Annotated in this window: 13 protein-coding genes; 3 read left to right on the top strand and 10 right to left on the bottom strand. The window is 54.5% G+C overall.

Annotated features, from left to right (window positions below; genetic code table 11):
* Positions 1-8 precede the first annotated feature (8 nt).
* On the bottom strand, positions 9-1,199 hold the full coding sequence (gene nepI / locus AAHF05_RS00225) for a purine ribonucleoside efflux pump NepI (protein ID WP_129324364.1): 1,191 nt from the start codon (positions 1,197-1,199) through the stop codon (positions 9-11).
* Positions 1,200-1,406: 207 nt separating this feature from the next.
* Here nepI and AAHF05_RS00220 point away from each other — a divergent pair, with 207 nt between their 5' ends.
* On the top strand, positions 1,407-2,405 hold the full coding sequence (locus tag AAHF05_RS00220; RefSeq protein WP_129324365.1) for an aldo/keto reductase: 999 nt from the start codon (positions 1,407-1,409) through the stop codon (positions 2,403-2,405).
* A gap of 96 nt (positions 2,406-2,501) precedes the next feature.
* Here the strand turns inward: AAHF05_RS00220 and AAHF05_RS00215 are convergent, their stop codons facing one another.
* Entirely contained in the window at positions 2,502-3,722 is a 1,221-nt protein-coding gene (locus AAHF05_RS00215) for an MFS transporter (RefSeq protein WP_129324366.1), read from the bottom strand.
* Positions 3,723-3,969: 247 nt separating this feature from the next.
* Here AAHF05_RS00215 and AAHF05_RS00210 point away from each other — a divergent pair, with 247 nt between their 5' ends.
* Entirely contained in the window at positions 3,970-4,890 is a 921-nt protein-coding gene (locus AAHF05_RS00210; protein ID WP_129324367.1) for a LysR family transcriptional regulator, read from the top strand.
* On the opposite strand, the gene AAHF05_RS00205 is transcribed toward AAHF05_RS00210, so the two are convergent.
* Complete coding sequence (locus AAHF05_RS00205; protein WP_129324368.1) at positions 4,887-5,339, bottom strand: DUF1198 domain-containing protein; 453 nt, start codon at positions 5,337-5,339, stop codon at positions 4,887-4,889. The genes AAHF05_RS00210 and AAHF05_RS00205 overlap by 4 nt on opposite strands.
* 197 nt (positions 5,340-5,536) lie before the next feature.
* Here AAHF05_RS00205 and AAHF05_RS00200 point away from each other — a divergent pair, with 197 nt between their 5' ends.
* Positions 5,537-6,337 (top strand): MBL fold metallo-hydrolase, encoded by an 801-nt coding sequence (locus tag AAHF05_RS00200; protein WP_028017808.1) that lies wholly within the window; start codon positions 5,537-5,539, stop codon positions 6,335-6,337.
* Between the two features lie 61 nt (positions 6,338-6,398).
* Here the strand turns inward: AAHF05_RS00200 and uhpT are convergent, their stop codons facing one another.
* From uhpT to ivbL, 7 genes are all read right to left on the bottom strand, one after another.
* Positions 6,399-7,796, bottom strand: a complete 1,398-nt coding sequence (uhpT, locus tag AAHF05_RS00195) for a hexose-6-phosphate:phosphate antiporter (protein ID WP_028017807.1) — start codon at positions 7,794-7,796, stop codon at positions 6,399-6,401.
* A 142-nt stretch (positions 7,797-7,938) separates the two neighbouring features.
* Complete coding sequence (locus AAHF05_RS00190) at positions 7,939-9,249, bottom strand: MFS transporter (RefSeq protein ID WP_028017806.1); 1,311 nt, start codon at positions 9,247-9,249, stop codon at positions 7,939-7,941.
* Entirely contained in the window at positions 9,242-10,747 is a 1,506-nt protein-coding gene (gene uhpB / locus AAHF05_RS00185; RefSeq protein ID WP_129324369.1) for a signal transduction histidine-protein kinase/phosphatase UhpB, read from the bottom strand. The genes AAHF05_RS00190 and uhpB overlap by 8 nt, the downstream gene beginning before the upstream one ends.
* A complete protein-coding gene (gene uhpA, locus AAHF05_RS00180; RefSeq protein WP_028017804.1) occupies positions 10,744-11,337 on the bottom strand; it encodes a transcriptional regulator UhpA in 594 nt (197 codons plus the stop codon). Before uhpA ends, uhpB begins: the two co-directional genes overlap by 4 nt.
* A 77-nt stretch (positions 11,338-11,414) precedes the next feature.
* On the bottom strand, positions 11,415-11,702 hold the full coding sequence (ilvN, locus tag AAHF05_RS00175) for an acetolactate synthase small subunit (RefSeq protein ID WP_010426528.1): 288 nt from the start codon (positions 11,700-11,702) through the stop codon (positions 11,415-11,417).
* 3 nt (positions 11,703-11,705) lie between these two features.
* The gene (ilvB, locus tag AAHF05_RS00170) at positions 11,706-13,394 is read right to left on the bottom strand and encodes an acetolactate synthase large subunit (RefSeq protein WP_129324370.1); all 1,689 of its coding nucleotides are present in this window, start codon (positions 13,392-13,394) and stop codon (positions 11,706-11,708) included.
* 106 nt (positions 13,395-13,500) lie between these two features.
* Positions 13,501-13,599 (bottom strand): ilvB operon leader peptide IvbL, encoded by a 99-nt coding sequence (gene ivbL / locus AAHF05_RS00165; RefSeq protein ID WP_057979964.1) that lies wholly within the window; start codon positions 13,597-13,599, stop codon positions 13,501-13,503.
* Between the last annotated feature and the right edge of the window lie 42 nt (positions 13,600-13,641).

The following is a 13,641-nucleotide window of genomic DNA, read 5'->3' as shown; positions in this document are numbered from 1 at the left end:
GAAAACCACTACTTCGCTTTAACCTTACCCGCCACCAGCAGCGCCGTCAGCAGCATCAGCGTACCGGAAATCACCAGCGGTGACGTCAACCCCAGATGGTCGAGCGCAACACCGCCGATGGCAGCACCGCAGGTGTTCGCCAGCTGGATCACCGCCACCTGAATGGAACCGGCTTTTTCCGCCTGATCGGCCAGCGAGCGGGTGATCCACGTTGACCAGCCCACCGGCACCAGCGCAAAGGCAAAGCCCCAGATAATGGCAATCGCCGACGCAACCCATTTATCGCTACCCCACAGCACCAGAACCGTGGCACTGATAGCCAGCACCAGCGGTGCGCCCGCCAGCGCCACTTTCAGGGAGCGTTTCAGGAACTGGGACGAGAGTGAGGTGCCCACAAAACTGGCGATACCGAAACTCAACAGCACCAGCGTCAGGCCATCCACGTCAAATCCCGCCATGGTCATAAACACCGGGCGGATGTAGGTGAAGAAGGCAAACTGCCCGGCGAAAGACATAAAGATAGCTGTCATCCCCGCCAGCACACCCGGGCGCTTCAGCAGGCTGAACATGTTCTGTTTGTGATGCGCGGCTTCACCAGGCAGGGACGGCAGTGCTTTCCACACCCAGATAATGCACAGAAAACCCATTACCGCCGCCGCATTAAACACGTTTCGCCAGCCGATAATCCCACCCAGGAAACTGCCCAGCGGCGCGGCGATCACCAAAGCAATAGAAACGGCACCAAAGATAACGGACAACGCTTTTGGCACCGTGCGGGCAGGTACAAGCCGCATGGTCAGTGAGGCGGACATTGCCCAGAAGCCGCCCAAGCCTAAACCCAGACAGGCACGGCCGAGCAGCAGCAACGTGAAGCTTTCAGCAAACGAGACCAGCAGGCAGGAGAGCGTCAGCAGCACGCTAAACAGAATAACCACTTTGCGGCGGTCAATGGTGCCAATCACCTGGGTGATAAACAGGCTGGCGAACATCGCCACAAAGGCAGTTACGGTAACAGACTGTCCCGCCACACCTTCGGAAATGCCCAGATCCTGCGCCATGGGCGTCAGCAGGCTGACCGGTAAAAACTCAACGGTAATCAGGCAGGCGACGCAGAATGCCACGGAGAAAACCGCCGACCAGTTCGGGCGTGAAACCTCTTTGGTCTGCGGTCTGGTCGTGGGCTGGATATGTTCTGTCATGGCGTCACCTGAAGATAAAAACGTGCGGAAAAGTCGCGCAGTTTATCATCAAAAGTGTGACGAATTTAACGATTTGACAACTTTTGTCGTTTTTAATTTTCCGGGAGGCAGATCGGCGGGAACTGATACCTTTTCAGCATAACGAAAATGAAAATTCAGTATCCACATTTGAGGTGAAACAATCATAGCGTCTGAAAAGGAGAAACTATGAAAACTCGTAACTTATCTCAAAATCTTACTGTTAGTTCTATTGGCTTTGGTGCGATGGGGTTGAGTGAATTTTACGGGCAGACGAATGACTATGCATCACTTGAGGTGTTGCATAAGCTCATTGAACTGAACGTGACTTTCATTGATACCGCAAATCTGTATGGCCGCGGTCACAATGAAAGGCTGATCGGTCACTTTCTTGCCGGGCTGGATAAAAGCACACGCGAGCAGTTTAAAATTGCCACGAAGTGCGGTATCGATCGCTCTCCCGACGAGTCCTATGCCCGCTCCATTAATAACACACCCGACTATATCATCCGTTGCTGTAACGAATCCCTTAAGCGCCTTGGCGTTGAACGCATCGATCTCTTTTACCTTCACAGAGTTAGCAACGAAACACCGATCGAAGAAAGCATGGATTGCCTGAGTGCGCTCGTTAAAGAAGGTAAAATTAACCATATTGGTCTTTGTGAAGTTTCAGCTTCCACGCTGCGACGAGCCCATGAAGTACATCCTGTCACCGCGCTGCAAACAGAATATTCCCTGTGGACGCGTGATATTGAAGATACCGTTCTGCCGGTCGTGAAAGAGTTGGATATCGGCCTGGTTCCTTACTCGCCTCTCGGTAGAGGCTTCCTTACCGGGAAATACCTGAACAACAGTGATTTTGCAGAGGGTGATTTCCGCAAGAATAACGAGCGTTTTATTCAGTCCAGTCTCGATCATAATCGCCAGTTGCTCGATATCATTACTCCGCTGGCGACAAAATATGGCTGTACCGCAGGTCAGATTGCGCTTGCATGGCTGTTAGCGCAATACGATAAGCTGGTCCCCATTCCGGGCACAAAGCACCTCAATTATCTGACCGAGAATGCGCGCGCTGCCGACATTGTGCTTGAGAATACAGATATTGATTCGTTGAACACTCTTCATCGACAAGTTGACATAAAAGGCGATCGCTATTCTGCAGAGGGTATGAAAGGGGTGAATGCCTGATACGTTATCATAAAAATAAAAAACCGGGTTACCCGGTTTTTTTATGTCTGAAGAACTCATGATATTTTTATTTCTCCGCTGTACCGCCTGCTGCCATTAATTTGGCTCATACGATTTCTCAACGTGAGAGTGTTTAGCAGTAAGACTTGCAGGAACGATCGCAACAAGCAGAACGGAAAGGCCGATGGCTGTACCTGCTACGATATACAGAAGAGGGACCGAGAATGATGACACCATCCAGGCACCCACTGACGCGCCGATACCAATGGCGATATTAAAAAACGAAACATAGAGTGCCGAGGCAGGAAACGTTTTATCTTCCGCCATCCGTAATACCCATGTCTGGAAGCCGACAAAGATGCCTGACACCGCTACACCCCAGATAACCATGGCACTCAAAATGTATGCGGCAGAGAGCGAAGAACCTGACAATCCCAGGGTGATCAACACTGCACAGATAAGGAGAACGGATAAAGCCACCGTCATCTTAAGATATTTATCAATCAATACCCCGGTCAGGAAATTCCCGGCCAGACCCGCGATGCCGTAAACAAAAAGCACAGCCGGAATAAAAGCAGCGGTGAGTAAACTCTGCGTATGTAACCAGGGCTCAATGTAGGTAAATGCGGCAAAGTGGGCGGTAACGGCAAGCAATGTGGCAGAGTAAATTTTCCATAGCGTGGATGATTTCAGCACGCTTTTCAGCGCATCAAGACCAATTGCACTCTTACTGGTGATCTGTGGAACAAGAACAGTAATCCCCACAAAAGCCACGACGCTGAGCGTCGCCATCAGCCAGAATGCCTGTCTCCAGCCGAAATGAATGCCAATATAGTTAGATATCGGTACACCAAACACGCTTGCGGCAGATACGCCGCCAAACACGATTGATGTGGCCGTCCCGATATATCTTGCAGGAACGATGGCTACCGCTGTCACGCCGATCATCGCCCAGAATGCCCCATGCGCAAGTGCACCCAATATGCGTGCACTGAGCAGTACATTGTAAGTGTCTACCGTAGCGGCCAGGACATTGGACATCATAAGAACGACGGTGAGCACCAGTAAAAGACGCTTCTTTGCCACATTCCCCAAAAACACAGAGGCAAACAGTGCACTTAACGCCCCGACCCATGCATAAAGAGAAACGGTCATGCCAATCGCGGATTCTGAAGAATGAAGACCTTCGGCGATAGGCGTTAATAACCCTACAGGTGCCAATTCAGTGGTGACAATGGTGAACGTTGAAATCGCCAGAATAAATAAAGCAAGCCACGACTTTATGGTCATCTTTTGCCTAGGTTTTTCTGAATCCATATTACTTACCTCAATAATTATTTAAATAATTCGAATACTAAAACATTTTAAAGGGCACATTTCTCTTGTAATAAAGAGTAATAATTACAGGGAGAATTTATCAACTCAGCGTCCAAATGGAATTATTAAATCTGTAATATAGTTTTTGTATTACTATTGAATTAGGTTTTTATTTTAAGCATTACCGTGTAAGATCTGAGACGAGAAAATAGACGAAAATACCTTTTCGCTTTTCAGGATCACCGTTATGGCTACAGCAGAACATTTAATCAGCAATAACCTTCCCAGTATCAAACAATTGCAATGCTTTCTCGCTGTTGCACATGAGTTGAACTTCCGCAAGGCTGCTGAACGTCTGCGGATGACGCAACCCCCCCTGACTCGCCAGATAAAATGTCTTGAAGCCGTTTTGCAGCGCCAGCTTTTCAGTCGGAGTACGCACGACGTCAGCCTCACTGAAGCGGGACGTGCACTGGTGGTACAAGCTGAGAAAATCCTACGCGAAATCAGTGAACTAAAATCGAATTCACTCTCTTCTGAAACCAACCTGCGTATCGGACTCACGCGAACGCTTAATTTTGAATATATTGAACCGGTGAATAGCCAGCTGCAAAAACTGAACGCCGGGGATGATGTCGAAACACCGGACCTGACGTCAGCCCAGCTGCTGCAAAGCTTGTCAAAAAATATGCTGGATCTGGTGTTAACCGGGGAAAAAGGGACAGGCCATGAAGATATTGTTCAGTACCGTTGGGTCTGTCAGGAGCCGTTACTCATCGCCATGCCCTCTTTACACCCTGCCAGCCTGAAAGAAAAAGTCTCCCTCGAAGATATCAGTGACTTACCCATTTTCTGGTTTTCCAGAAGTGCAAACCCTTCATTTTACGACAAATGTAAAAACTACTTCGACACGCTGAAAACACCGCTGAAACGAATAAAAGAGCCGGACGATTCACTCGTGATGCTGAGTCGAATAGCGAGAGGGAAAGGATTTGCGCTGCTACCGCAGTCAAAATGCACCTTCAATCAGGAGGGGCTATGCTACCGGGAGCTAACGGACGATGAAGCAAAGAGATTAAATATTGATATCTACGCGGCAACCCGCCTCAATGAAAACAGAGAAGAAATTCTGAACGCGCAGAATATCTTGTGCGGCAAAATGGCTTAATGCAGGTAAAACACGCCCTCTTCCGGCAAGAAAAGTTGGTTGTAGCGTAGCTGGAAGGCATTAAGTTCCTGCAGATCGGGCTCGATCTCGCGCATAAAGCCGAGCGCGAGTCGGACTTGCGCATCGGTGATTGGCGCAGCCAGGCGGGCTTTACGCAGCATGCGGTGCCAGGTGTGCAGGTTCTCTTCGCTACCATCGACGATGCAGACCTGCCAGATCAGCAACACTTGTGCCGCGTTTTGCAGGTGCGCCTCGTCCGGGCGCTCAAGATAACGGATAAACTCATTCCCCGGCGTTTTGCCAAACTGGTCGATCATCGACTCAACGGACATCGGGGTGATCCCCAGACGTTCGCTTAAGCGTTTGATGGCGCGTCGGGAATCCGAGGTCAGGATCCGAAATCCGACCACAAACACCACAGCAAGCGTTGCCAGCATTATCCAGACCATGCGTTCTCCTTAGAATAGCCGCTCATCATAGCGGGAAACACACGGCGTCAAAAGCGGGCAGAACCATAATAGTGAACTGAAAAGCGCTGGAAAAAGGGCAGGAAAGCCACTTTGGTTTTTATTGGGACGATTGTATATCCACGGTGTATGGTCAATGCCTGGCGGTAACAAATAATCACTTCAGGGAAAGAGCGAACATGTCCATAACAATCAGTGTCCTGCTGGAGAATCGGGCTAACCCCGGCGGTAAAAACTTACTGCGGGCCAAAGCAGGACTTAGCCTGTTTATACAGGATGAAAATGATTCCATTCTGTTTGATACCGGTCCTGATGATAGCTTCCTGTATAACGCTGGTCTAATGGGCATCGATTTGACCCGCCTGACCGCAGCGGTACTTTCTCACGGGCACTATGACCATTGCGGCGGCGTTCCGTGGTTACCGGATAATTGCCGGATAGTATGCCATCCCCACGTGGCCTGCGAGCGCTACTCGGCAATACCTTTTTTAGGGTATACCGCCAGACTAAAAAAATTGTCGCTGAATAATGATTATTCACGCTATCGCATGGAATACAGCAGTACCCCGCTTCAGATTGGAAAGCGTTTTATGTGGTCAGGGGAGATTCCTGTCGCCAAACCGCACGCATACGGTGTTATCGGCAGAAAAAACGCGAATGCGGACTATGTAAAAGATGAAGGGGTTCTGATTTATAAATCTGACCTTGGACTGATCATTTTTATCGGCTGCGGTCACCGAGGTCTGATGGATATTGTACGTCACTGCCAGAGCATAACTGGCATCAATCACATCCATGCAATTTTCGGTGGTTTCCATCTTCGCAGTGCATCACCGCGTAAGCTCTGGGCAGTCAGGCAGTTTCTACACGGCCTAAAACCGGACAAAATAATGGGCTGCCACTGTACGGGTAAATGGGGCAATTTGTGGTTGCCCGGCACAGTCACCCCGTCAACAGGGGATATTTTTGTTTTGGGGTAGGTCTTAACTCAGTTAATAAAAAAGCCCGGCGGTCAGCCGGGCAAAGAAGTCACCTGCACACTCAGGCTGCTTTCAATTTCTGCTTCTGCGCGCGGTTTTCGCGGCGAATTTTACGCTCTTCCAGCACCGCGACCATCGCCATCAGGACGATACAGCCGATGGCTGCGGCATCCAGCGCGGCGAAGGTGCCAGCCCAGCCGGTGAGGCCGAAAATTGGCGTGCCGTCGGCGATCATCCCCAGACCGAGCTTGGCGAAGCTGTCGCCAATCAGGTACGCGAAGGTGCCCTTAATCCCATCGGCGGCGCCGATCGCTTTTTTAGGTACGAAACCAACGGCGGCCACGCCGATCAGCAGCTGTGGACCAAACACCAGGAAGCCGAGCGCAAACAGTGACGCCAGGTACACATACTGGTTGCTGGCATGCTGGTAAACGCCCAAGGTGGCGATAATCAGCGCCAGCGCGATGCAGGCCACCAGCGCGCGACGGCCATTGGCGAGATCCGAGAGCCAGCCCCACAGCAGCGTGCCGACCAGCGCGCCCACTTCGAACAGGGTAAAGCCCTGAATCGCGACCTCTTTAGAGAGCTTCAGCTCCTGGAAGGCATACACGGTTGACCACTGGTCGATACCGATACGCACCACGTACAGGAAGATGTTCGAGAAGCAGAGCAGCCAGATCACTTTGTTTTTAAGAACGTATTCAACAAAGATCTGCCACTTGGTCATCTCGTTTTCTTCGGTCTCTTTATCCTCCTCGCTGATCTCCTCGCCAAACAGCTCTTCAGCTTTGCCGAGGCCATAAGATTCCGGGGAATCGCTGCCGAAGCGCAGACCGATAAAACCGACGATCAGGGCGATAATAGACGGGAAGATAAACATGCCGATCACATGGCCGTCGAACAGATAGTTGGCACCGAACAGCGCCACACCTGCCGCACCCGCACCACCGAGGTTGTGGGAAATATTCCACATGCCAAGATACGAACCACGCTTGCGGCGCGGCGTCCATTTGGTGATGGTGGAATAGCTGCACGACCCGCCGGTACTCTGGAAGAAACCGCTCAGGGCGTAGAAGGCGATCATCAGGAACAGGCTAACCGAACCTGCGCCCATGCTGGCGCTAAAGCCGAGCATACAGATGGCGGAGAGGATCAGCATAAACGGCAGGAACTGCTTGGTGTTTTTGCCGTCAGCGTAATAGGAAACCAGCGTTTTACCCACGCCGTAGGTGATGGAGAAGCCCAGGCCAATCATCCCCAGCTGCGTCATGCTCAGCCCGTAGGTGGAGATCATGTCATTCTGCGCGATGTTAAAGTTTTTGCGGATCAGGTACATGGTCAGGTAGCCAATAAAGACCACCAGGTAGGACTGCATGAACGGTTTGAACCACATTTTACGCCGCACGTCGAGCGGCAGATCCAGGGTCGGCTTGCGCACCTGGTTTAAGAAGGCCAGCATGGTTTGCTCCTGAGCTGATTTTTATACCTGCGAATGGCAGGCATTGTAAAAATCAGCCGGGAGAGACGCCTGAGACAGCGTCCAGGTGAAACCGGGAATTTTTCCTAGTTTTGCCCCATTCGGGGCGAAAAGGTGAGACGTATCACGCTTCGCGCGGTACCTGGGCGTGCAAAAACGGCAACAGCAGCAGAGCAGAAACCCCCGCCGCAATGGCAATCACCGCGAAGAAACCGCTCCAGTGCCAGATGTCGATGACCCGCGCCAGCGGCCAGCCGGAGAGCGATGCGCCAAGGTAGGCAAACAGCCCGACAAAGCCCGTCGCCGCACCGGCCGCCTCTTTGTGCGAGCACTCCGCCGCCGCCATGCCGATCAGCATCTGCGGGCCAAACACAAAGAAACCGGTGGTGAAGAAGCACGCCGCCTGCATCACGTAGCTGGCAAACGGCATCAGCCACAGCGAGCCTACCGAGAGCAAAATCCCGGCAGCAAAAATGAGATTCATCGGGCCACGGTTGCCGTTGAACAGCTTGTCCGATCCCCAGCCCGCCACCAGCGCGCCGATAAACCCACCCAGTTCAAACATGGTCACCGCCGAGTTGGCCGTCACCAGATCCACGCCGAGCGTCTCGGACATGTACAAATTACCCCAGTCGTTGATCGCCGCGCGCACCACGTAGACCAGCACGTAACAGAGCGACAGCAGCCAGATATAGGGGTTCTTCAGCACGTATTTGGTGAGGATTTCTTTACGGGTTAACCCCGCCCCTTCCTGCTGCTGGGCAATTTCCATCTCATCATGACGCCAGTCACCCACCGCGGGAAGTCCTACGGTCTGCGGCCTGTCGCGCAAACGCCAGCAGAGGAACAACCCGGCGATAATCGCTAACCCGCCCGCAATCATCATGCCTGCACGCCAGCCGTAATGCAGCGCCGCTGCGCCGACGACGATGGGGATAAGCGCACCACCCACGTTATGCGCGGTGTTCCAGACTGCCCACCAGCCGCCACGCTCGTTGCGCGAGTACCAGGTAGTAAGTAATCGGGCACAAACCGGCGCACCCCAGCCCTGGAAAAAGGCGTTCAGCGCCCACAGCAGCGCAAAAGCCCACAGCGAGGTGGAAAAACCAAACAGGATATTCACCACTCCCGTGGCAATCAGCCCGAAGCCCATAAAATAGCGGGCGTTGGAGCGGTCGCTGACGATGCCGGAGAAGAACTTCGACAGGCCATAAGTAATGTAAAACAGCGTCGCCAGCAGGCCGATATCGGTGCGGGCCATCACGCCGCTGGCGAGGATCTCCGGTGCGGCGGCGTTGAAGCTTTTGCGGGTGAAGTAGAACAGAGCATAGCCGAGCCAGATGGTGATCAGAATATGGCGACGCCAGTAACGATAGCGGGCGTCAATTTCATTTTTATCGCCGATCGGGGTGGCATTAGCCGGGGCTTTAAACATGGTAACTCCTCAGCGGCAAACTGACGCTGACGCGCGTTCCGTGGGTGCAGGAGATATTCAGCGTGCCGCCCAGCGCCTTCACGCGCTCGCGCATCCCCGCCAGACCAAATCCCTGCTGGCCGGAGCCCGGCGGCAGGCCGCAGCCGTCATCTTCAATTACCAGCATCAGACGCTCGTCCTGCTGCCAGGCCTGCAACGTTACCGCGCTGGCATTGGCGTGCTTCACAATATTATTCAGCCCTTCCTGACACACCCGAAACAGCGTCACACGCTGGCCTTCACTCAGCAGCGACTCTTCAATCCGCCAGTTGAGATGGCTGACAATCCCGCGACTTTCCAGCTCCATCTCGCGCATGAGCGATCGCACCGCCTGCTCCAGAGACAAATCATCCAGCTGGCGTGGACGTAACCTTCCGAGCAAACGCCTTACCGAGTCATACACACCCAGCGAGAGCTGTTCGATATGCGCCCCACCCTGCTTCACGCCGGCGTTTTCCGCCGCCAGACGCTGAACGATGCCCGCCTGCGTGCGGATGGCGGTAATGGTCTGGCCGATGTCGTCATGCAGTTCGCGCGCCACCTCCTGCCGTACGCTCTCTTCGGTTTCCAGCAGGCGTTCGGCCAGACGACGGTTGCGCGCCAGCTCGGTTTGCAAAGACTGGTTCAGTTCACGCAGCCGTTGAATGCCCGCCCCGAGCAGCAGCCCGGTCAGGCTTTGCGCCAGCAGGGAGAGGAGTAAATCTACCGGATGATCGTGCCAGGTCTGGCTGGCAATCAGCGCAATGGCGTTCATCAGGGTGGCGATAAGCGCCCCTTGCCAGCCGTAGTGCCACGCAAGCGCAATAATCGGCAGGGCCAGACAAAACGGGGTAAAGCGCGAGAGCTCAGCGGGCAGACCAAGCTGCAGCCACAGGCTTACCACAAACAGCAGCAGATACCAGATGAGGTGCCGTGCACGCCAGTTCACGGGCTGCGAGACCAGTGCCGGACCGAGCGGCTGCCAGACGGTACTGGTGAGGTAATGCCATATCACCAGACAGGTTGGCGCGAGCGTCAGGCCGCCGGTAAGGGTCAGTAGCAGAGCGTTGAGCATCTCTTTCTCGCCGACCCACGGGAGAGATTGCAGCAGCGCGGCGGCAATCAGCGCCGCCCCCTGACGCAACAGCGTGCGCCAGTCGCGCTGGTGGCGGTAGCGGGAAATAAGGGCAACAGGGAGAAGCGTGAGCAGGCTTCCGGTCATCAATAAGGGCAGATGCGCCAGCGCCACTTCCTGCGCCAGCCAGACCAGCATCAGCCATTCTGCGCCCAACAAAACGGGCCAGTAGCCACGCGGGCACTGCAGCATTAACCCCAGACGCAGGCCGAACGGGAACAGCAGTACTGCCAGTTCCGGGCGCTCCACCAGATGCAGGCTGATGCTCCACAGGCAAAACCAGGCTGCAGAGAAGATAAAAAAGCTGGCGACGACGGCGATCAGCCGCGAAAGCACGGGGCTCATTGCCAGCTATCAAACATGCGGCGCGCCAGCTCGACGTCGTTGCTGACGTTGAGTTTTTCCATCAGATTGGCGCGGTGAACGTGAACCGTTTTCGGCGACAGATCCAGCTCAGCGGCAATCTCTTTCACCGACATCCCCTGAGCGAGCTTCTCCGCCACCTGACGCTCGCGTTTGGTTAGCGGATCTTGTCGCCCGGCGGCCAGCTTGATGGCGATATCCGGCGTCAGGTAGCAGCCGCCGGTGGAGACGGTGCGCACGGCGGCGATCAGTTCGTCCGGGCTACAGCGTTTTGAAAGGAACCCGCGCGCCCCCGCATTGAGCGCCTGCTCCACCAGCGCCGGGCTGTCATGGACCGAAAGCATAATGATCGCCATTCCCTTCGGTAACTGACTCAGCAGTTCCAGCCCGGAGAGATCGGGCATTGAGATGTCACAAATACAGACCTGCACGCCACGTCCGGGTAAACCCGCCAGCGCCTCGCGCCCGGAGCCGAACTCTGCGACGACCTGAAAATCAGGTTCAAGGTTCAAAAGCTGAGCAAATCCGGAGCGGACGATAAGGTGGTCGTCGATAAGAGCGATGGTCGTCATGGCGCGTTCCTGGCGAGCAGATAAAAAAACGCGCTTACCTTAACGATAAGCGCGTGGGTGTTCAAGCAATGAGCGATTTATTCGAAGAACACCGCAATTTTATTAAACATGGTGGGATCGGACTGGTTGCGCGCCACTTTGGTGACATCTTCCAGCTTATCGATCTGCGCCATCATCTGTTCCAGGCGCTGATCGTCGTTGACCAGCAGCCAGATGCGGCTGTGCTCGCTGCCCTGAATCGGCAGACAGAGAATGCCTTCAACGTTAAACGCGCGACGGGCGAATAGCCCACAGACGTGCGTCATGACGCCAGGGTGGTTGCGGACGGTGAGTTCCAGAATGACGTTATCATGTTGTTTCTGCATGGCTTATTCCCCCACCATCTCAGTATTTGCCGCACCCGGCGGCACCATCGGATACACTTTTTGTTCAGGGTCGATACGCACGTGGATCAGCGCCGGGCCCGGGCGTGAAATCGCTTCCTGCAATGCCACGTGGGCATCCTCTTCAGCGTTCAAATCGCAGGTATGCAGGCCAAAGCCGGCGGCAATCTGCATAAAGTTGATCATACCGGGATAGGTCGCGGCAAACACGCCCTGCTTATAGAACAGGCTCTGCTGCTGATGCACCAGCCCCAGCGCTTCGTTGTTCATCAGGATGATTTTGACCTCTAACTGGTTTTCGGCCGCGGTCGCCATTTCCTGAATGTTCATCATCAGGCTGCCATCACCGGAGAAACAGATAACCTTGCGGTCCGGATTCGCCAGCGCCGCGCCTACTGCCGCAGGCAGGCCAAAGCCCATGGTCCCGAGGCCGCCAGAGGTCAGCCACTGGCGCGGGCGGTTCAGCGGGTAGGCCTGCGCGGTCCACATCTGGTGCTGGCCCACGTCGGTGGTAATGATCGCGCTGTCGTCCACGCAGGCAGCCACGGCGTTAATCAATCCGTAGTGGCTGAGCGGGTCACCTTCCGTTGGGATTGCACCAGGGAATTCCTGTTGCAGGTCGGCTACCAGCTGACGCCATTCTTCACGCCCGGTCGCTTCTGTCTGCGGGATCAGCTGTGCCAGTACCTCGGCAACGTCACCCTGAATCGCGACGTGCGGCTGTTTAATTTTACCCAGCTCGGCGCGATCGATATCCACGTGAATGATTTTGGCATTCGGACAGAACTGCTCGGTTTTACCAATCGCCCGGTCATCAAAACGCGCGCCAAGAACAATCAGCAAATCAGCCTCTTGCAGAATGTAGTTGGTGCTGCGCGCACCGTGCATCCCCAGCATCCCCAGTGACAGCGGGTGCGCTTTCGGGAGCATACCAAGCGCCATCAGCGTCATGGTGGTGGGCAGGTTGGCTTTCTCTGCCAGCTCACGCACCGCGTCAGAGGCATTAATCGCCCCGCCGCCCAGATAGAGCACCGGGCGTTTGGCGGCGTTAATCATGGCTGCGGCGTCACGTACGCTTTCAGCGCTGAATTCCGGGGCAGGGGCACGGCCGCCCGGCTCAGGCAGTACGTCGATCTCAATCTCTGCGGTCTGGACATCCTTAGGAATGTCTATCCACACCGGGCCTGGACGGCCGGACTGCGCAATGCGGAACGCATCGCTGATAACCTGAGGAAGCTCGGCGATATCGCGAACTAAATAGTTATGTTTGGTGATGGGGATAGAGATGCCGTAGGTATCCACTTCCTGGAACGCATCAGTACCAATCATTGAGGATGGTACCTGGCCGGTAATGCAGATCAGCGGAATGGAGTCGAGACGTGCATCGGCAATGGCGGTCACCAGGTTGGTCGCCCCCGGGCCGCTACAAGCCATACAAACCGCCGGTTTACCCTGCGTACGTGCCATGCCCTGGGCGATAAAACCAGCCCCCTGCTCGTGGCGCGCCAGGACGTGGCGGATCTGCGTGCTTTGGCTTAACGCATCGTACAGCGGCAGCACCGTCCCGCCAGGAATACCCGCAACCGTGGTGATGCCCTGTCGTTCCAGTAAATGAACGATTAACTGCGCGCCAGTAAAACGCGTCTTGGTGGATGTTGTGCCCGAACTTGCCATGCTCCAGTCCTTTTCTTCTGGGCCGACTTTCCGGGGAGGCTCTTAAACGAAAAACCCCGCCCGGTTTGCGCCGGCGGGGTTTTGGATTCGTGTGTTGATCCAGTCCCTACGGCGCATTGCCGACGACCACCACCACACGCACGACGACCACTGCGGCTGGTTGCGCAGTTTTTAGTAGGGTCGAAGTGAAGATGGATGAAGTCATTGGGGACCTGTGTTTGGAATCATTGATGGAATTTATACAAAC

Source organism: Enterobacter adelaidei (assembly GCF_041937165.1).
GTDB lineage: Bacteria > Pseudomonadota > Gammaproteobacteria > Enterobacterales > Enterobacteriaceae > Enterobacter > Enterobacter adelaidei.
Note: the sequence above shows the minus strand (reverse complement) of the source record. Positions and strands in the feature narration are given on the sequence as shown.

What these genes read in the sequence shown, in the direction of transcription:
- uhpT (WP_028017807.1), bottom strand. Translation starts at nt 7,796, where the DNA reads ATGCTGGCCTTCTTAAACCAGGTGCGCAAGCCGACCCTGGATCTGCCG.
- AAHF05_RS00215 (WP_129324366.1), bottom strand. Translation starts at nt 3,722, where the DNA reads ATGGATTCAGAAAAACCTAGGCAAAAGATGACCATAAAGTCGTGGCTT.
- AAHF05_RS00220 (WP_129324365.1), top strand. Translation starts at nt 1,407, where the DNA reads ATGAAAACTCGTAACTTATCTCAAAATCTTACTGTTAGTTCTATTGGC.
- nepI (WP_129324364.1), bottom strand. Translation starts at nt 1,199, where the DNA reads ATGACAGAACATATCCAGCCCACGACCAGACCGCAGACCAAAGAGGTT.
- ilvN (WP_010426528.1), bottom strand. Translation starts at nt 11,702, where the DNA reads ATGCAGAAACAACATGATAACGTCATTCTGGAACTCACCGTCCGCAAC.
- AAHF05_RS00205 (WP_129324368.1), bottom strand. Translation starts at nt 5,339, where the DNA reads ATGGTCTGGATAATGCTGGCAACGCTTGCTGTGGTGTTTGTGGTCGGA.
- ilvB (WP_129324370.1), bottom strand. Translation starts at nt 13,394, where the DNA reads ATGGCAAGTTCGGGCACAACATCCACCAAGACGCGTTTTACTGGCGCG.
- uhpA (WP_028017804.1), bottom strand. Translation starts at nt 11,337, where the DNA reads ATGACGACCATCGCTCTTATCGACGACCACCTTATCGTCCGCTCCGGA.
- AAHF05_RS00200 (WP_028017808.1), top strand. Translation starts at nt 5,537, where the DNA reads ATGTCCATAACAATCAGTGTCCTGCTGGAGAATCGGGCTAACCCCGGC.
- AAHF05_RS00190 (WP_028017806.1), bottom strand. Translation starts at nt 9,249, where the DNA reads ATGTTTAAAGCCCCGGCTAATGCCACCCCGATCGGCGATAAAAATGAA.
- ivbL (WP_057979964.1), bottom strand. Translation starts at nt 13,599, where the DNA reads ATGACTTCATCCATCTTCACTTCGACCCTACTAAAAACTGCGCAACCA.
- uhpB (WP_129324369.1), bottom strand. Translation starts at nt 10,747, where the DNA reads ATGAGCCCCGTGCTTTCGCGGCTGATCGCCGTCGTCGCCAGCTTTTTT.
- AAHF05_RS00210 (WP_129324367.1), top strand. Translation starts at nt 3,970, where the DNA reads ATGGCTACAGCAGAACATTTAATCAGCAATAACCTTCCCAGTATCAAA.